This is a genomic window from Mycobacterium seoulense (assembly GCF_010731595.1).
Taxonomy (GTDB): Bacteria; Actinomycetota; Actinomycetes; order Mycobacteriales; family Mycobacteriaceae; genus Mycobacterium; species Mycobacterium seoulense.
Genome location: NZ_AP022582.1, coordinates 455297 through 471296 on the forward strand (window position 1 = coordinate 455297; position 16000 = coordinate 471296).

20 protein-coding genes are annotated in these 16000 nt (G+C 70.3%); 17 read left to right on the forward strand and 3 right to left on the reverse strand.

The genetic code is table 11. The annotated features are described in order from the left end of the window. The first annotated feature begins 2 nt into the window (after window positions 1-2). The 5 genes from G6N37_RS02210 (at window position 3) to trmD (ending at window position 2728) form a co-directional block, all read left to right on the forward strand. A complete protein-coding gene (locus G6N37_RS02210; RefSeq protein WP_163675318.1) occupies window positions 3-422 on the forward strand; it encodes a nuclear transport factor 2 family protein in 420 nt (139 codons plus the stop codon). Between the two features lie 293 nt (window positions 423-715). Next, window positions 716-1246 carry a 30S ribosomal protein S16 gene (gene rpsP / locus G6N37_RS02215; RefSeq protein WP_163675321.1) on the forward strand — a complete coding sequence of 177 codons (531 nt, stop codon included), beginning with the start codon at window positions 716-718 and terminating at the stop codon, window positions 1244-1246. Window positions 1247-1251: 5 nt separating this feature from the next. Continuing rightward, window positions 1252-1494 carry an RNA-binding protein gene (locus G6N37_RS02220; RefSeq protein WP_036354608.1) on the forward strand — a complete coding sequence of 81 codons (243 nt, stop codon included), beginning with the start codon at window positions 1252-1254 and terminating at the stop codon, window positions 1492-1494. 17 nt (window positions 1495-1511) lie between these two features. Next, on the forward strand, window positions 1512-2033 hold the full coding sequence (rimM, locus tag G6N37_RS02225; protein ID WP_163675324.1) for a ribosome maturation factor RimM: 522 nt from the start codon (window positions 1512-1514) through the stop codon (window positions 2031-2033). Further along, entirely contained in the window at window positions 2030-2728 is a 699-nt protein-coding gene (gene trmD / locus G6N37_RS02230; RefSeq protein ID WP_163675327.1) for a tRNA (guanosine(37)-N1)-methyltransferase TrmD, read from the forward strand. Before rimM ends, trmD begins: the two co-directional genes overlap by 4 nt. Here trmD and G6N37_RS02235 read toward each other — a convergent pair. After that, complete coding sequence (locus G6N37_RS02235) at window positions 2725-3693, reverse strand: serine hydrolase (protein WP_163675330.1); 969 nt, start codon at window positions 3691-3693, stop codon at window positions 2725-2727. The two genes, trmD and G6N37_RS02235, sit on opposite strands and share 4 nt — an antisense overlap. Window positions 3694-4038: 345 nt before the next feature. Between G6N37_RS02235 and rplS the strand changes: the two genes are divergently transcribed. From rplS to G6N37_RS02255, 4 genes are all read left to right on the forward strand, one after another. Beyond that, window positions 4039-4380, forward strand: a complete 342-nt coding sequence (gene rplS / locus G6N37_RS02240) for a 50S ribosomal protein L19 (RefSeq protein WP_007775353.1) — start codon at window positions 4039-4041, stop codon at window positions 4378-4380. Between the two features lie 69 nt (window positions 4381-4449). Continuing rightward, a complete protein-coding gene (lepB, locus tag G6N37_RS02245; protein WP_163675333.1) occupies window positions 4450-5340 on the forward strand; it encodes a signal peptidase I in 891 nt (296 codons plus the stop codon). A gap of 2 nt (window positions 5341-5342) precedes the next feature. Further along, window positions 5343-6137 carry a ribonuclease HII gene (locus G6N37_RS02250; protein WP_232075249.1) on the forward strand — a complete coding sequence of 265 codons (795 nt, stop codon included), beginning with the start codon at window positions 5343-5345 and terminating at the stop codon, window positions 6135-6137. A gap of 4 nt (window positions 6138-6141) precedes the next feature. Then, on the forward strand, window positions 6142-6447 hold the full coding sequence (locus tag G6N37_RS02255) for a DUF2469 domain-containing protein (protein ID WP_007171389.1): 306 nt from the start codon (window positions 6142-6144) through the stop codon (window positions 6445-6447). Window positions 6448-6453: 6 nt separating this feature from the next. Here the strand turns inward: G6N37_RS02255 and G6N37_RS02260 are convergent, their stop codons facing one another. After that, window positions 6454-7221 carry an ANTAR domain-containing protein gene (locus tag G6N37_RS02260; RefSeq protein ID WP_163675336.1) on the reverse strand — a complete coding sequence of 256 codons (768 nt, stop codon included), beginning with the start codon at window positions 7219-7221 and terminating at the stop codon, window positions 6454-6456. 268 nt (window positions 7222-7489) lie between these two features. Here G6N37_RS02260 and G6N37_RS02265 point away from each other — a divergent pair, with 268 nt between their 5' ends. From G6N37_RS02265 to G6N37_RS02280, 4 genes are all read left to right on the forward strand, one after another. Beyond that, window positions 7490-8470: an SDR family oxidoreductase gene (locus G6N37_RS02265; RefSeq protein WP_163675339.1), complete on the forward strand. Its 981-nt coding sequence runs from the start codon at window positions 7490-7492 to the stop codon at window positions 8468-8470. Window positions 8471-8561: 91 nt separating this feature from the next. Then, window positions 8562-9380, forward strand: a complete 819-nt coding sequence (gene fdhD / locus G6N37_RS02270; protein ID WP_163675342.1) for a formate dehydrogenase accessory sulfurtransferase FdhD — start codon at window positions 8562-8564, stop codon at window positions 9378-9380. Window positions 9381-9494: 114 nt separating this feature from the next. Beyond that, the gene (locus tag G6N37_RS02275) at window positions 9495-9872 is read left to right on the forward strand and encodes a YraN family protein (RefSeq protein WP_163675345.1); all 378 of its coding nucleotides are present in this window, start codon (window positions 9495-9497) and stop codon (window positions 9870-9872) included. Continuing rightward, on the forward strand, window positions 9872-11383 hold the full coding sequence (locus G6N37_RS02280; protein ID WP_163675348.1) for a YifB family Mg chelatase-like AAA ATPase: 1512 nt from the start codon (window positions 9872-9874) through the stop codon (window positions 11381-11383). Before G6N37_RS02275 ends, G6N37_RS02280 begins: the two co-directional genes overlap by 1 nt. A 14-nt stretch (window positions 11384-11397) precedes the next feature. On the opposite strand, the gene G6N37_RS02285 is transcribed toward G6N37_RS02280, so the two are convergent. Beyond that, complete coding sequence (locus G6N37_RS02285; protein WP_163675351.1) at window positions 11398-11673, reverse strand: DUF4190 domain-containing protein; 276 nt, start codon at window positions 11671-11673, stop codon at window positions 11398-11400. Between the two features lie 125 nt (window positions 11674-11798). Between G6N37_RS02285 and dprA the strand changes: the two genes are divergently transcribed. The 4 genes from dprA to G6N37_RS02305 are packed head-to-tail and all read left to right on the forward strand — an operon-like array spanning window position 11799 to window position 15982. Continuing rightward, entirely contained in the window at window positions 11799-12953 is a 1155-nt protein-coding gene (gene dprA, locus G6N37_RS02290; protein ID WP_163684493.1) for a DNA-processing protein DprA, read from the forward strand. A 32-nt stretch (window positions 12954-12985) separates the two neighbouring features. Next, window positions 12986-13837: a siderophore-interacting protein gene (locus tag G6N37_RS02295; protein WP_163675354.1), complete on the forward strand. Its 852-nt coding sequence runs from the start codon at window positions 12986-12988 to the stop codon at window positions 13835-13837. Between the two features lie 42 nt (window positions 13838-13879). Next, window positions 13880-15043: a lactate 2-monooxygenase gene (locus tag G6N37_RS02300; RefSeq protein WP_163675357.1), complete on the forward strand. Its 1164-nt coding sequence runs from the start codon at window positions 13880-13882 to the stop codon at window positions 15041-15043. Window positions 15044-15076: 33 nt separating this feature from the next. Then, window positions 15077-15982 carry a tyrosine recombinase XerC gene (locus G6N37_RS02305; RefSeq protein ID WP_163675360.1) on the forward strand — a complete coding sequence of 302 codons (906 nt, stop codon included), beginning with the start codon at window positions 15077-15079 and terminating at the stop codon, window positions 15980-15982. The last annotated feature ends 18 nt before the right edge of the window (window positions 15983-16000 follow it).

Below are 16000 nucleotides of genomic sequence, written 5' to 3' on the forward strand. Positions count from 1 at the left end.
GCATGTTGAGCCTGGCCGAGATTTCCGACCGCTTAGAGATCCAGCAGCTTCTGGTGGACTATTCCACCGCCATTGACCAGCGCCGATTCGACGACCTGGACAGGGTTTTCACAGGAGACGCGTACATCGACTACACCGCGCTCGGGGGCATCGAGGGCCACTACCCGGAGGTCAAGAAGTGGCTGTCGGAGGTGCTGCCGAACTTCCCGGTGTACGCGCACATGCTGGGCAACTTCTCGGTGCGCATCGACGGGGACCAGGCCTCGTCGCGGGTGATCTGCTTCAACCCGATGGTGCTCGGCGGCGACAAGGATCAGGTGCTGTTCTGCGGGCTCTGGTACGACGACGAGTTCGTCCGCACCCCCGAGGGCTGGCGGATGACCCGCCGGGTCGAGTCCAAGGTCTTCCAGAAGGTCATGTAGGCCGCGATAAGCGGCCGCCTCTCCCGAGATTGCCGTCATGGCTGTGCCTTGCGCCCCGAACACGACCACGACGGCAATCTGGGCGACGACCGGCGACCCGCGGCGCCCGGCTTCGCCGCGCTTGGGATCGCCGCGATTTCTGGCGGGGCGGCCTGTTCTGGCACAATGGGCGGCTGTCCGCCGAGCGATCACGCATCGCTTCGTGGTCAGACACGCGAGGCAAAACCGGATCCGGGCATCCCGCCCGCATCGCTGAATTGCAGCGTGACACACACAGGAGAATTCGCTTAACCATGGCTGTGAAGATCAAGCTCACCCGGCTTGGCAAGATCCGCAATCCCCAGTACCGCATCGCCGTCGCCGACGCGCGGACGCGGCGCGACGGTCGCTCCATCGAGGTCATCGGGCGCTACCACCCGAAGGAAGACCCGAGCCTGATCGAGATCAACTCCGAGCGCGCCCAGTACTGGCTGTCCGTGGGTGCCCAGCCCACCGAGCCCGTCCTCAAGCTGCTGAAGATCACCGGTGACTGGCAGAAGTTCAAGGGTCTGCCCGGCGCCGAAGGGCGCTTGAAGGTCGCGCCGCCCAAGCCCAGCAAGCTCGAGCTGTTCAACGCCGCGCTGGCCGAGGCCGAGGGCGGTCCCACCACCGAGGCGGCGAAGCCGAAGAAGAAGTCGCCGGCGAAGAAGGCCGCGAAGGCGGCCGAGCCGAAGGCCGCCGAGCCGGAGGCCGCCGAGACCCCTGCGGAGACCGCCGCTGAGGCCGCGCCCGCCGAGGCGGCTGCCGAGGCCGGCGAGCAGGCCACGCCGAGCGCCGAGAGCTGACCGACGTGAGCACGGTCGTCGTTGACGCGGTGGAGCACCTGGTCCGTGGGATTGTCGACAATCCCGACGATGTCCGGGTGGACCTGGTGACCAGCCGCCGCGGCCGAACTGTCGAGGTCCACGTCCACCCCGACGACTTGGGCAAGGTGATCGGCCGCGGCGGACGCACCGCGACCGCCCTGCGCACGCTGGTTGCCGGCATCGGTGGCCGCGGCATCCGCGTCGACGTGGTGGACACCGACCAGTAGCCGCTGATGGAACTCCGTTGGAGTTGACCGTCGGGCGCGTCGCGAAAGCGCACGGAATCGGCGGCGAGGTCGTCGTCGAAATCCGCACCGACGACCCCGGCGCCCGGTTTGCGCCGGGTAACACCTTGCGCGGCAAGGTATCCCGCGGCGGTGGGGAACGCGACTTCGTCGTCGAGAGCGCGCGCGAACACGGTGGGCGCATGCTGGTGCGATTGGCGGGGGTGGCCGACCGTGACGCCGCCGACGCGCTGCGCGGCACCGTGTTCGTCGTCGATTCCGAGGATCTGCCCCCGATCGACGAGCCGGACACCTACTACGACCACCAGCTCGAAGGGCTGCACGTCCGGACGACGGCCGGCCAGGACGTCGGCGTCGTCGCCGAGGTGCTGCACACCGCCGGCGGCGAATTGCTCGCCGTGCGCCGAGGCGACGGCGGCGAGGTGCTGGTGCCGTTCGTCGGCGCGATCGTCACGTCGGTGTCGCTCGACGACGCCGCGGTGGAGATCGATCCCCCCGAGGGCCTGCTGGACCTGGCATGAGGATCGACGTCGTCACCATCTTCCCGGCCTTCCTGGACCCGCTGCGCCAATCGTTGCCGGGCAAGGCGATTCAATCGGGCGTGGTCGACCTGCGGGTGCACGACCTGCGCCGGTGGACGCACGACGTGCATCGCTCGGTCGACGACGCGCCCTATGGTGGTGGCCCCGGGATGGTGATGAAGGCCCCGGTGTGGGGCGAAGCGTTGGACGAAATCTGTTCGGAGCGAACACTTTTAGTTGTCCCCACGCCCGCCGGTAAGTTGTTCACCCAGGCCGATGCCCAGCGCTGGAGCACCGAGGAGCACCTGGTGTTCGCGTGCGGCCGCTACGAGGGGATCGACCAGCGGGTCATCGACGACGCCGCCCGGCGGATGCGCGTCGAGGAAGTCTCGATCGGCGACTATGTCCTGCCGGGCGGGGAGTCGGCGGCGGTGGTGATGATCGAAGCCGTGGTGCGCCTGCTCGAGGGAGTGCTCGGCAATCCGGCGTCGCACCGGCAGGATTCGCACTCGCCGGCCCTGGACCGGCTGCTGGAGGGACCCAGCTACACCCGGCCACCGAGCTGGCGCGGGTTCGACGTTCCCGAGGTGCTGTTATCCGGCGACCACGCGCGCGTCGCGGCCTGGCGCCGGGAGGTTTCGCTGCAGCGCACCCGCGACCGCCGCCCGGAACTGCTGGACCCGCAACCGGATTAGAGCCCGCGCCGCAGCGGGTCGATGCGGCCCTCGGGAAATATCGTCTTGACCGCCCGGGTGATGGTGTCGCGGGCGGTGGCGTCGTCGGAGGGCTGCAGGGACTGCACCACCATGATGTAGCGGCGGTCCGCGCCGATCACACCGGTCGACAGGTGCATCCAATCGCTGCCGATGCAGCACATCCAGCCCTGCTTGACCGCCACCGGTTCGGCATACAGCCCGTCGGGGATGCCGAAGCGCTGCGGGTAACCGTCGAGCCCGGTGGGGGTGGACTGGGACAGGTCGTCGACGATGACCCTCGCCTTGTCGGCCGGCAGCCCTCCCGACCCGTCGAGCAGCATCTCGTAATAGCGGATCAGGTCGGTCATCGAGCTCATGGTGTTCCACCAGCGTCCGTCGCTGGGCGGCGTGGTCGACGTGAGCCCGTACCGCGCCGCGACCGCGGTGATGATCGCGTTCTCGCCGCCCTGGCCCCAGAACCTCTCCGCGGCGCCGTCGTCGGATGACTGCAACATGATGTCCAACGCCTGGCGGTCGGCCGCGCTCAGCGCCGCCTTGCCCTCGGATTCGTGGAGCAGCAGGTCGTCGGCGATGAACAGCTTGGCCACCGAGGCGGTGCCGATGACCTGGCTGTTGCCGGTGGAGACCAGCTGGTGGGTTTTGCGATCGAGAATCGCCACCGACAGGGCGGCTCCGACGGCCGCGGCCTCGTCGGTCGCCTGCTGCACCCGCGCCTGCAGGCCCACGGGGCCCGCGCCGGCCGGTTGCGGCTCGGCCTGCGTGGGCTTGACCGCCTCGAGCATCAGCTCCGCCAACTGGGGGGTCGGCTGGCGCAGACCGCGGTCCGGCGTGACATACACGGGCAGGTTGTAGGCCTTGGCCTGGACCTTCGCCTCGCACCCGGCAGCCACCACCAACGCCACCGCCGCGGTGGCGGTGAGCAAAAACAGCGGCCGGACGCGCATTCCTCTCCTACGGTGTGACAATCTGCTCGAGCGGGGCCCGGATTGCGCCATCCGCCCCGGCCGTGCCGCCGAGGTGCGGAGAGCGCGTTCCAACCCAGCTCATATGTACCATTCACCAGCCATTTCGGCGCGCTGCAAACCGCCTCCGATCCTGTGATTTTCGTGGCAAGCGTCCCGTCTGGCACAATTGACCAGTTGTCTCCAGCGGTAGCAGGCCGGCCGGGCCGCTTCTCGCCTGCTGCGAGATACGCGCAAGTTGCCCAAAACCATCGGCTTGGCGACCGCCTCACACCCCAGGTGAGGGCTGTTGCCGCAGGCCGCGACTGCAAGGAAGTGTCTTCTGCGATGAACCGCCTGGACTTCGTCGACCAAGCGTCGCTGCGCGACGACATCCCGGTTTTCGGCCCGGGCGACACCATCAACGTGCACGTCAAGGTCATCGAGGGCGCCAAGGAGCGCATCCAGGTGTTCAAGGGCGTGGTGATCCGCCGCCAGGGCGGAGGAATCCGCGAGACCTTCACCGTGCGCAAGGAGAGCTACGGCGTCGGCGTCGAGCGGACCTTCCCGGTGCATTCGCCGAACATCGACCACATCGAGGTGGTGACCCGTGGCGATGTCCGCCGCGCCAAGCTCTACTACCTGCGCGAGCTCCGCGGCAAGAAGGCCAAGATCAAGGAAAAGCGCTGAGCCGGGACGGCCGGGCGACAGTTCCGGTCGGTTTACAGCGCCACAATCTGGCCTGGCTACTCTGATCTCGTGACCGATCCCACGGACTCACCTGAGCCCCAGTCCGCCCAGTCAGAGCCGAAGGTCTCCACCCGCATCCCGGACACGCCCGAAGGCGAATCGCCGACCGCGGCCGCGCCGGTCCCCGAACCGGAAAACGCGCCCGAGGCAGGCGCGCCGGAACGCACCAAACGATCCGCGCTGCGGGAATTCGCGCTGCTGGCCGTGATCGCGGTGGGCCTCTACTACGTCATGTTGACGTTCGTGGCCCGGCCCTACCTGATCCCGTCGGAGTCGATGGAGCCGACGCTGCACGGATGCGCCGGCTGCGTCGGTGACCGGATCATGGTCGACAAGGTGAGCTATCGCTTCGGCGCACCGCGGCCCGGTGACGTCATCGTGTTCAAGGGACCGCCCTCCTGGAACCTCGGTTACAAGTCGATCCGGTCCAACAACACCGTGCTGCACTGGGTGCAGGACGCGTTGTCCTTCATCGGCTTCGTGCCCCCCGACGAGAACGACCTGGTCAAGCGCGTCATCGCCGTCGGTGGGCAGACGGTGCAGTGCCGGGCCGACACCGGTTTGACGGTCGACGGCAAGCCGCTCAAGGAGCCTTACCTGGACCCGGCCACCATGATGGCCGACCCGTCGGTGTACCCGTGCCTGGGCAGCGAGTTCGGGCCGGTCACCGTCCCGCAGGGGCGGCTGTGGGTGATGGGCGACAATCGGACCCACTCCGCGGATTCCCGTGCCCACTGCACCAGCGTCCCGGCCGAGGCGCTCAAAGGGGTGCTGTGCACGGGTGATCCGGCGTCGGGAACGGTCCCGGTGTCCAATGTGATCGGCAAAGCGAGGTTCATCGTGTGGCCGCCGGGGCGGTGGGGCGGCGTGTCCTCGGTGAACCCACAACAGCATCCGTAGCCATGGCCACGACGTGGCCGCCGCGGACGGTGATCCGCAAATCGTCGGGGTTGCGCACCCTGGAATCCGCGCTGTACCGCAGCGGTCTGGGGCCGGTCGCCGGCGTCGACGAAGTCGGCCGCGGCGCCTGCGCGGGCCCGCTGGTGGTGGCGGCCTGCGTGCTCGGGCCGGGACGGCTGGAAAGCCTTGCCGCACTTGATGATTCGAAGAAGCTGACCGAGGGCGCCCGGGAGAAGTTGTTCCCGCTGATCCGTCGTTACGCGCTGGCCTACCACGTGGTGTTCATCCCGCCGGCCGAGGTGGACCGGCGCGGCGTGCACGTCGCCAACATCGAAGGCATGCGCCGCGCCGTGGCGGGCCTGTCGCTGCGGCCGGGCTATGTGCTCAGCGACGGGTTCCGGGTGCCGGGGCTGCCGGTGCCGTCGCTGCCGGTCATCGGCGGGGACGCGGTGGCGGCGTGCATCGCCGCGGCCAGCGTGCTGGCGAAGGTCAGCCGGGACCGGCTGATGGTCGCCATGGACGCCGATCACCCCGGGTACGGTTTCGCCGAGCACAAGGGCTACAGCACGCCGGCGCACAGCGCCGCGCTCACCCAGCTCGGTCCCTGCCCCGAACACCGGCATTCGTTCATCAACGTGCGGCGCGTGGCCATCGGGTCAGGAGCGTCCGGCGGCCGCGTGGTGGCCGAATGCAGACCGGACCCGCCGGCCGCCCGCGGCGGATATGGTGAGGAAAGATGGAGCCAGGATTCCCCGAGCGGAACGCCGGGGAAGTGTTTCTCCGAGAAGGACGTCTGAACAGATGAGTGCCGAGGATCTCGAAAAGTACGAAACCGAGATGGAGCTCTCGCTGTACCGCGAATACAAGGACATCGTCGGCCAGTTCAGCTACGTGGTGGAAACCGAGCGGCGCTTCTACCTGGCCAACAGCGTGGAGATGGTGCCGCGCAACGCCGACGGAGAGGTGTACTTCGAGCTGCGACTGTCCGACGCCTGGGTGTGGGACATGTACCGGCCGGCGCGCTTCGTCAAGCAGGTGCGGGTCGTGACGTTCAAGGACGTCAACATCGAAGAGGTCGAGAAGCCCGAGTTGCGGCTGCCCGAGTAGCCGTGGCTAGCCCTCCGCCGGAGGCGCCTTCTCCTCCGGGGCCGGCAGTGCGCCGCGTCTCTCGATGACCTCCCGCGCCACGTCGGCCAGCTTGATGTTCAGTGATTGGGAGTGGCGCCGCAGCAGGTCGAAAGCCTGCTCCTCGGTCATCTCGTGCAGCAGCATCAACATGCCGACCGCCTTGCCGATCTCGCGGTTGCTCAACAGCCCCCGTCGCAGGCTGCTGGCGTCCTCGCCTTTGGCGACCGCGTTGATGGCCACGCTGGCGAACGCCGCCAGCAGCGCCGCGCTCCCGGCCGCCTCGGCGTCGAACACGTTGGCGGTGTCGCTGAACAGGTTGAGCGCGGCGCCTTTGCGCTTGTCGACCAGCAGCCGAAAGCCCATCGCCCCGCGCACCGGGGTTTCGGCCAGCAGGATCTTCGACAGCTTGGGCCACAGCGACGGCGTGGTGAGGTCCGGCTCGATCTGCGGCGTTTCCTCCTCGATCGCGTCGATGCAGGGTCCGTCACCGGAACGCCGTTCCAGCTCGTCGATCTGCTGCGCCAAGCGGTCGCTCGCGCCCACGGTGACGTAGCGGTCGCCGTCGCGCAGCAACAGGCTGGCGTGGTCGCAGCCGGGGACGACCAGGGTGGCGGCGATGCAGATGGCGGCATACATCTGGCCGGCGTCCGACCCCTGATAGATGATCTCGGCCAGCGCGGCGAATACGGTCCCCGGGTCGGCTTTCTCCCCGCCGGGCGTCGGACCGCCACCGGCCGTCGATTCGTCCCCCATGCTGTGCCTCATTTCCTGCGCAGTCGCAGTCTGACCCGCGTTCGATCGCCGTCGATTATCGGTCCTCCGTGCGAGCCTCACACGCTGTTCGGTGCGATTGCGACGAAATGTACGCCCTCGGCCGGCGCCGCTGGCCGGGAAGGCATCCGCCGACAATACGGGTCCGCGCGCGTCCAGCGGCGACGACTGCCGGTGCCCCGCGGTGGCCCAAGCGGTGATGTTTCCCACCCGTGGTTTCGGCGAGCCCCTGGCGGGCTAGAGCCTTGGGATGGGAATTACCGTCGCGGTGACCGGGCCGACCGGCGAGATCGGGATATCGGCCGTGACGGCGCTCGAGCGCGAACCCGCCGTGGACGCCATCATCGGGATGGCGCGACGGCCGTTCGACCCTTCGACGCGCGGCTGGCTGAAGACCACCTACCAGCAGGGCGACATCCTGGACCGCGAGGCCGTCGACGCCTTGGTGGCGCAGGCGGACGTGGTGATCCACCTGGCCTTCATCATCATGGGTTCACGCGAGGAGAGCGCCCGCATCAACCTGCAGGGCACCCGCAACGTGTTCGAGGCAACCGTCGCCAGCGAGCGGACGCGGCGCCTCGTGTACACCTCGTCGGTCGCGGCGTACGGCTATCACGCCGACAACCCCGCCCCGCTGACCGAGGACGTTCCGGCGCGAGGGTCCGAGGAGCACTACTACTCGGCGCAGAAGGCCGCGTGTGAGGCGCTGCTCGGCGAGATCACGAAGGACTCGCCGCTCGAGGTGTTCGTGTTGCGGCCGTGCATCGTCGCGGGGCCCAACGCCACCGTCCTGGCCAACGCGATGCCGTGGAATCAGCTGCCCGGCCCGATGCGCGCGGTGGTCAAGGCGGTGCCGATATTGAAGCCGGTCGTTCCGGATCCGGGCATCCCGCTGCAGCTGGTGCACCACGACGACGTCGCGAGCGCAATCGCACTGGCCGCCACCACCCCGGCGCCGCCCGGGGCGTACAACATCGCCGGGGACGGCGTGGTGACGGTGGGGGATGTGGCCAGGGCCCTGGGCGGCCGCCCCGTGCGGGTGCCCGCCGTGGCCGCCGCGGCCGCGTCGGCGGCGCTATCGCGGGTGCCGCTGGTCCCGTCCATGCTGGAATGGCTGCACACCGCGCGCACGTCGATGGTCATGGACACCACCAAAGCGCGCACCCAACTGGGCTGGCGGCCGGTGCACTCCTCGGCGGAAACCCTGGCGGCGCTGGCTTCGGCGGTGTGACGGCCCGGGCGGCCGACCGGCGACCGAGGTAGTTTGGCTGAGTGAGGTCCCCGCGTCGCGCCGCGATCCCGGCTGACGGTGAATTCGCCTAGTGCGGCGCGTAACTGCACGGCGGCAGGTGAAGCATCTCACGGCCGGGAAAGCGATCAGCCGGCCGGAGACGCTGGTCGTCGAGGAGCCACTGGAAATCCGGGTGAACGGCGCGGCGGTCACCGTGACGATGCGCACGCCGGGAGCGGATTTCGAACTCGCGCAAGGCTTTCTGTTGACCGAGGGGGTCATCACCGGCCGCGACGACGTGCTCGCCATCCGGTACTGCGGCGGTGCCGTCGAGGGTACGAATACGTATAACGTCCTCGACGTGACGTTGGCCGCGGGCGTGACGGTGCCCACCCTCGACGTCACCCGAAATTTTTACACCACCTCGTCGTGCGGGGTCTGCGGCAAGGCGTCGCTGGACGCGGTGCGACTGCGGGGCCGCTTCTCGCCGGGCGCGGACCCCGCCACCGTCGCGGCTGCCACGCTCGAGGCGATGCCCACCCAACTTCGTTCCGCGCAGAAGGTTTTCGACAGCACGGGCGGGCTGCACGCCGCGGCGCTGTTCGGCGCCGACGGCACCATGCTGGCCGTGCGGGAGGACGTCGGCAGGCACAACGCGGTCGACAAGGTCATCGGCTGGGCGCTGGAACGTCGGCGGGTGCCGCTGGCGGGCTCGGTGTTGCTGGTCAGTGGGCGGGCCTCCTTCGAGTTGACGCAGAAGGCGGTGCTGGCCGGGATTCCGGTGCTGGCCGCCGTGTCCGCTCCGTCATCGCTGGCCGTCTCGTTGGCCGAGGAGTCCGGGATCACCCTGGTGGCGTTCCTGCGGGAGGACTCGATGAACATCTACACGCGAGCGGACCGCATCGGCTAGTCCTTTCACGCCGGTTGTGCATGAATCCGGCACTCGGGATAACCGGTCGCCGCACACGGGTCACACGCGCCGCCGCGGCCGGCCGTGTCGGGGCCATTTCGCACATTGGCTCCCATGACGACCGAAACGACAATGACCCGGGTCCAGCTCGGGGCGATGGGCGAGGCACTCGCCGTGGACCACCTTACGAGGATGGGATTGCGCATCCTGCACCGCAATTGGCGCTGCCGCTACGGCGAACTCGACGTCGTCGCCTGCGACGAGGCGAGCCGGACGGTGGTGTTCGTCGAGGTGAAAACCCGTACCGGCGACGGGTACGGCGGGCTGCCGTACGCGGTCACCGAGCGCAAGGTGCGCCGGCTGCGCCGGCTGGCCGGGCTGTGGCTGGCCGCGCAGGACAACCGATGGGCGGGGCTTCGCATCGACGTGATTCAGGTGCGGATCGGGCGCAAGCGCACCCCGGAAATCACCCATCTGCAAGGGATCGGCTGATGGCGCTGGGTCGCGCGTTCTCGGTCGCCGTGCGCGGGGTGGACGGACAGATCGTGGAGATCGAGGCCGACATCACCTCCGGACTGCCGGGCGTGCATCTGGTGGGTCTGCCCGACGCCGCCCTGCAGGAGTCCCGCGACCGGGTCAGGGCGGCGGTCGCCAATTGCGGCAACAGCTGGCCGATGGCCCGGCTCACCCTCGCGCTCTCCCCGGCGACGCTGCCGAAAATGGGCTCCGTCTACGACATCGCCCTGGCCGCGGCGGTCCTGTCGGCGCAACGAAAGAACCCGTGGGAGCGCCTGGAAAAGACGGTGCTGCTGGGCGAGCTGTCGCTGGACGGCCGGGTTCGCCCGGTGCGCGGCGTGCTGCCGGCGGTGCTGGCCGCCAAACGCGACGGCTGGCCGGCAGTCGTGGTTCCGGTGGACAACCTGGCCGAGGCGAGCCTGGTCGACGGCATCGACGTCTGGGGCGTGCGCACGCTGGGGCAGTTGCAGAAGTGGCTGAGCGGGTCGGTCGCCTTGGCGGACAGGATCACCACGACCGCCGTCGCGCCGGAGCCCTCGGTGGATCTCGCCGATGTGGTCGGGCAGACGCAGGCCCGCTTCGCGGTGGAGGTGGCCGCCGCCGGGGCGCACCACCTGATGCTCACCGGCCCACCGGGTGTGGGCAAAACCATGCTCGCCCAACGGCTTCCGGGGCTGTTGCCGCCGCTGTCGGAGAGCGAGTCGCTGGAGGTCACCGCGATCCATTCGGTGGCCGGCCTGCTGTCGGGCGACACGCCGTTGGTCACGATGCCGCCCTTCGTGGCGCCTCATCACAGCTCCAGCGTGGCGGCGCTCGTCGGCGGCGGTTCGGGCATGGCGCGCCCGGGCGCGGTCAGCCGCGCCCACCGTGGCGTGCTCTTCCTCGACGAATGTGCCGAGATCAGCGTCCGCGCGCTGGAGGCGTTGCGAACTCCCTTGGAGGACGGGGAGATTCGTCTCGCGCGCCGCGACGGGGTGGCCTGTTACCCGGCCCGGTTCCAGCTGGTGTTGGCGGCCAACCCGTGCCCGTGCGCGCCCGCCGATCCGCAGGACTGCATCTGCGCGGCGGCGGTTAAGCGCAGATACCTGGGCAAGTTGTCCGGGCCGCTGCTCGACCGGGTGGACCTGCGGGTGCAGATGCACGCGGTGCGCGCCGGCGCGTTCGCGGGCGGCCAAGCCGAGTCGACGGCACAGGTTCGCCAGCGGGTGGCGCGCGCCCGCGCGGCGGCGGCCGAGCGGTGGTCGCCGCACGGGTTCCGCACCAACGCCGAAGTCAGCGGGGCCCTGCTGCGCCGGAAGTTCCGTCCGGGCAACGTGGCGATGACTCCGCTACAGAAGGCGCTGGACCGGGGGTTGCTCAGCATCCGCGGCCTGGACCGCACCCTGCGGGTCGCGTGGAGCCTCACCGACCTGGCCGGCGGACTAGCGCCAGGGCCCGAGGAGGTCGCGGCCGCGCTCAGCTTCCGGCAGCCGGGGGCGCAGCGGTGAGCGCCGGCCCCGAGTCACCAGTACGCCGTCGTCAGCCAGTCGTTGTGCCCGCCCCGGACCACGATCGCCGCGGTCACCAGGATGGCGAACGCCCGGGCGAACTGCGCCATCGCGCGGCCGCCCTCGCCGCGGTTTTCCATGTCGCGCAACGCGACGGACGCCAGGACACCGCTCAGGATCGGAATGGGCAACCCGCACCAGCTGACCAGGCTCAGGGCGAACGCGGTGATCGCCCAGGGGTTTACGGGGCGTGCGGGGGCGGCGAGCTGGGTCGGCAGGCAGATCATCATTGTTCGCTCCGTTCGTTGCCGGCTGCGCGATGGCGAATGGGGGTCGACGACAACACATTCGTGTACGGGGCTAAACGGATCCTTGACGAATTCTTGGCAGCCGGGGCGCGGCCGTGCTGACCGCGGTGGACGACCCCGTGCTGCGGGCCTGGGCGTATCTGTCCCGGGTGGCCGAGCCGCCCTGCGCCGAGCTCGCCGCCCTCCTGCGGTGTGTCGGCCCGGTGGAGGCGGCCGACCGGATCCGGCGCGGACTCGTCGGCGACGGCCTGGCGCGCCACACCCAGGCAAGGCGCGAAATCGACTGTGCGGCAGCCGACCTCGAGTTCCTCGCCAGCCGCGGCGGGCGCCTGATCACGCCGGACGACGACGAGTGGCCGCTGCTGGCCTTCGCCGCGTTCGGAGACGCCTCGGCCAAGGCCCGCGGTGGGGCGCCCATGGTGTTGTGGGCGCAGGGCCCGGCCCGGCTCGATGAGGTGGCGCACCGCGCGGCCGCGGTGGTGGGGACTCGCGCCGCGACGGCATATGGCGAACAGGTGGCCGACGACCTGGCGTCCGGGCTGGCGCACCGCGAGGTCGCCGTCGTCTCCGGTGGCGCCTACGGCATCGACGGCGCGGCACACCGGGCGGCGCTGAACGCCGACGGGATCACCGTCGCCGTCCTCGCCGGCGGGCTCGACGTTCCCTACCCGAGCGGCCACGCGGCGCTGCTGCATCGCATCGGCCGGCATGGGCTGCTCTTCACCGAATACCCGCCCGGTGTCCGGCCGGCCCGCCACCGGTTCCTGACCCGCAATCGCCTGGTGGCCGCCGTGTCCGGGGCCGCGGTCGTGGTGGAAGCGGGGCTGCGTAGCGGCGCGGCCAACACCGCCGCCTGGGCGCGGGCGCTCGGCCGCGTGGTGGCCGCGGTGCCCGGGCCGGTGACCTCGTCGGCGTCGGTCGGCTGCCACGCCCTGCTGCGCGACGGCGCCGAGCTGGTGACCCGGGCCGACCACGTCGTCGAGCTCATCGGCCGCATCGGGGAGCTGGCGGCCGACGAACCGCGTCCGGTTACGGCGCTCGACGGGCTCGGCGACGCCGAGCGCCTGGTGTACGAGGCGCTGCCGGGCCGCGGCGCCGCCACCGTCGAGCAGCTCGCGGTCTCGTCGGGGCTGGCGCCCGAGCGGGTGCTGGGACCGCTGGCCATCCTCGAGCTGGCCGGGTTGGTGCAGCGCCAGGACGGCAGGTGGCGACTCGTCCGCGCCGCCGGCGGCCAAGCCGCATCGGCGACGCGGCTCGTATAGTCGACGGGGGTCGGGTCTGGACGGGAGGACAAGTGGCGGGTCGACCTCTGCAACGCTTCGAGGTTGTCGATACCAAAGAACTCACACCGCACATGGTCGCGGTGGTGCTGGGGAGCAAAGACTTCGAGGCCTTTGTGCCCAGCAAGTTCACCGACTCCTACGTCAAGTTGGTGTTCGTGGCCGACGACGTGGACGTCGCGGACTTGCCCCAGCCGTTGACGCTGGACAGCTTCGCCCAGCTGCCCCCGGAGAAGCGGCCGTCGGTCCGGACCATGACGGTCCGGCACGTCGACGTCGCGGCGCGCGAGATCACGCTGAACATCGTGGTGCACGGCGAGCACGGGATCGCGGGCCAGTGGGCCGCCGCCGCCCGGCCCGGCCAGCGGATCTTCCTGATGGGTCCCGGCGGGGCCTACACCCCCGACCCGGCCGCCGATTGGCATCTGCTCGCCGGCGACGAATCGGCGCTCCCGGCCATCGCCGCAGCCCTGGAAGCGTTGCCCCCCAATGCCGTCGGCAAGGCCTTCATCGAGGTGGCGGGCCAGGAAGACGAGATCCCGCTGACCGCGCCGGAAGGCGTCGAGGTGCACTGGGTCTATCGCGGTGGCCGGGCCGACCTGGTTCCCGAGGACCGTGCCGGCGACCACGCCCCGCTGATCGAGGCGGTCACCACCACGCCGTGGCTGCCCGGCCAGGTGCACGTCTTCATCCACGGCGAGGCGCAAACCGTCATGCACAACCTGCGGCCCTACATCCGCAAGGAGCGCGGCGTGGACGCCACGTGGGCGTCGTCCATCTCGGGTTACTGGCGGCGCGGCCGCACCGAAGAGACGTTCCGGCAATGGAAGAAGGAACTGGCCGAGGCGGAGGCCGGACCCCCGTAGCGGGTTCGTCGGCCCGGCCGCCGGCTGGCATCCTCTACTCCCATGGCGCATTTCGGGGATTACCAGAACGAGATCTACTTCAAGGGCCTGGGCGGGGTCGCGCCCGCGCTGCCGATGGCCTTCGCGGAGCTGGAGGCCCGCGCCGAGCGGGCGATGTCGCCGTCGGTGTGGTCCTACGTCACCGGCGGTGCCGGCGATGAGCGCACCCAACGGGCCAACCGCGAGGCGTTCGACCGCTGGGGCTTGATGCCCCGCATGTTCGTCGGCGCCGCCGAGCGTGACCTGTCGGTAGAGATGTTCGGCCTGACGCTGCCGTCGCCGGTGTTCATGGCCCCGATCGGCGTCATCGGCATCTGCGCCCAGGACGGCCACGGCGACCTGGCCACCGCGCGCGCCGCGGCGGCCACCGGTGTCCCGATGGTCGTTTCCACCCTGACCACCGACCCTCTGGAAGACGTCGCCGCCCAGTTCGGCGGCACCCCCGGCTTTTTCCAGCTGTACACGCCGAAGAATCGCGAGCTCGCCGCCAGCCTGGTGCAACGGGCCGAGGCCGCCGGCTACCGGGGCATCATCGTCACTCTGGACACCTGGATTCCCGGGTGGCGTCCGCGCGACCTGTCCACGGCGAACTTTCCGCAGTTGCGGGGGCTGTGCCTGAGCAACTACACCAGCGACCCGGTCTTTCGCGCCGGCCTGCAGCGCCCGCCCGAGGAGGACCCGCAAGCCACTGTGCTGCAGTGGATCACGACGTTCGGCAATCCGCTGACGTGGGACGATCTTGCATGGCTGCGATCGCTGACCAAGCTGCCGCTCATCATCAAGGGCATCTGCCATCCCGACGACGCCCGGCGCGCCAAGGACGGCGGCGTCGACGGCATCTACTGCTCCAACCACGGCGGCCGGCAGGCCAACGGCGGCCTGCCCGCCCTCGATTGCCTGCCGGGCGTGGTCGAGGCGGCCGACGGCCTGCCGGTCCTGTTCGACTCGGGGGTTCGCAGCGGCGCCGACATCATCAAGGCGCTCGCGCTGGGCGCCAGCGCGGTGGGCATCGGCCGCCCATACGCCTACGGCCTGGCCCTCGGCGGGGTCGACGGCATCGTGCACGTGCTGCGGATGATCCTCGCCGAGGCCGACCTCATCATGGCCGTCGACGGGTATCCCCAGCTCAAAGATCTCACCCCGGACACACTTCGGCGCGTCGACTGACACCGGGCCGCCGGCGTCTGCGAGCGTGGGAGAGTGCCGGACAGCGAACCGATCCTCGAGGAGTTCGACGCGTACCTGTCGCTGCAATGCGGCCGGTCGGCGCACACCCGCCGGGCCTACCTCGGCGACCTGCGCTCGCTGGTGGCCTTCCTCGATGACCGCGGCGCCGGACTGGACGGGCTGAGCCTGCCGCTGTTGCGCTCCTGGTTGGCCGCCGCGGCCACGGCCGGCGTGGCCCGCACGACGCTGGCCCGTCGCACCTCGGCGGTCAAGGCGTTCACCGCGTGGGCCGCGCGGCGCGGCCTGCTGGCCGGAGACCCGGCGGCCCGGCTGCAGGTGCCCAAGGCGCACCGCACCCTGCCCGCCGTGCTGCGCCAAGACCAGGCGCTCGACGCGATGGCCGCCGCGAAATCCGGTGCCCAACAAGGGGATCCGATGGCATTGCGGGACCGGCTGATCGTCGAGATGTTGTATGCCACCGGGATCCGGGTGAGCGAGTTGTGCGGCCTGGACGTCGACGACGTCGACACCGGCCACCGGCTGGTCCGGGTGCTGGGCAAGGGCAACAAGCAGCGCACCGTGCCGTTCGGAATCCCGGCCGCCGACGCGCTGCGCGCCTGGCTGGACGAGGGACGGCCCGCGCTGGTCACCGCGGAGTCGGGGCCGGCCCTGCTGCTGGGCGCGCGAGGCCGGCGGCTCGACGTGCGCCAGGCCCGCACCGTGGTGCACCAAACGGTCGCCGCCGTGGACGGCGCGCCCGACATGGGGCCGCACGGGCTGCGGCACAGCGCGGCCACGCACCTGCTGGAAGGCGGGGCCGACCTGCGGGTGGTGCAGGAGCTGCTCGGCCATTCCAGTCTGGCGACCACCCAGCTCTACACCCATGTCGCCGTCTCCCGGCTGCGCGCCGTGCACGACCAGGCCCACCCGCGCGCCTGACCAGCGCGTCCCGGCACC

What these genes read in the sequence shown, in the direction of transcription:
- G6N37_RS02210 (WP_163675318.1), top strand. Translation starts at nt 3, where the DNA reads ATGTTGAGCCTGGCCGAGATTTCCGACCGCTTAGAGATCCAGCAGCTT.
- rpsP (WP_163675321.1), top strand. Translation starts at nt 716, where the DNA reads ATGGCTGTGAAGATCAAGCTCACCCGGCTTGGCAAGATCCGCAATCCC.
- trmD (WP_163675327.1), top strand. Translation starts at nt 2,030, where the DNA reads ATGAGGATCGACGTCGTCACCATCTTCCCGGCCTTCCTGGACCCGCTG.
- G6N37_RS02235 (WP_163675330.1), bottom strand. Translation starts at nt 3,693, where the DNA reads ATGCGCGTCCGGCCGCTGTTTTTGCTCACCGCCACCGCGGCGGTGGCG.
- rplS (WP_007775353.1), top strand. Translation starts at nt 4,039, where the DNA reads ATGAACCGCCTGGACTTCGTCGACCAAGCGTCGCTGCGCGACGACATC.
- G6N37_RS02250 (WP_232075249.1), top strand. Translation starts at nt 5,343, where the DNA reads ATGGCCACGACGTGGCCGCCGCGGACGGTGATCCGCAAATCGTCGGGG.
- G6N37_RS02255 (WP_007171389.1), top strand. Translation starts at nt 6,142, where the DNA reads ATGAGTGCCGAGGATCTCGAAAAGTACGAAACCGAGATGGAGCTCTCG.
- G6N37_RS02260 (WP_163675336.1), bottom strand. Translation starts at nt 7,221, where the DNA reads ATGGGGGACGAATCGACGGCCGGTGGCGGTCCGACGCCCGGCGGGGAG.
- G6N37_RS02265 (WP_163675339.1), top strand. Translation starts at nt 7,490, where the DNA reads ATGGGAATTACCGTCGCGGTGACCGGGCCGACCGGCGAGATCGGGATA.
- G6N37_RS02275 (WP_163675345.1), top strand. Translation starts at nt 9,495, where the DNA reads ATGACGACCGAAACGACAATGACCCGGGTCCAGCTCGGGGCGATGGGC.
- G6N37_RS02280 (WP_163675348.1), top strand. Translation starts at nt 9,872, where the DNA reads ATGGCGCTGGGTCGCGCGTTCTCGGTCGCCGTGCGCGGGGTGGACGGA.
- G6N37_RS02285 (WP_163675351.1), bottom strand. Translation starts at nt 11,673, where the DNA reads ATGATGATCTGCCTGCCGACCCAGCTCGCCGCCCCCGCACGCCCCGTA.
- G6N37_RS02300 (WP_163675357.1), top strand. Translation starts at nt 13,880, where the DNA reads ATGGCGCATTTCGGGGATTACCAGAACGAGATCTACTTCAAGGGCCTG.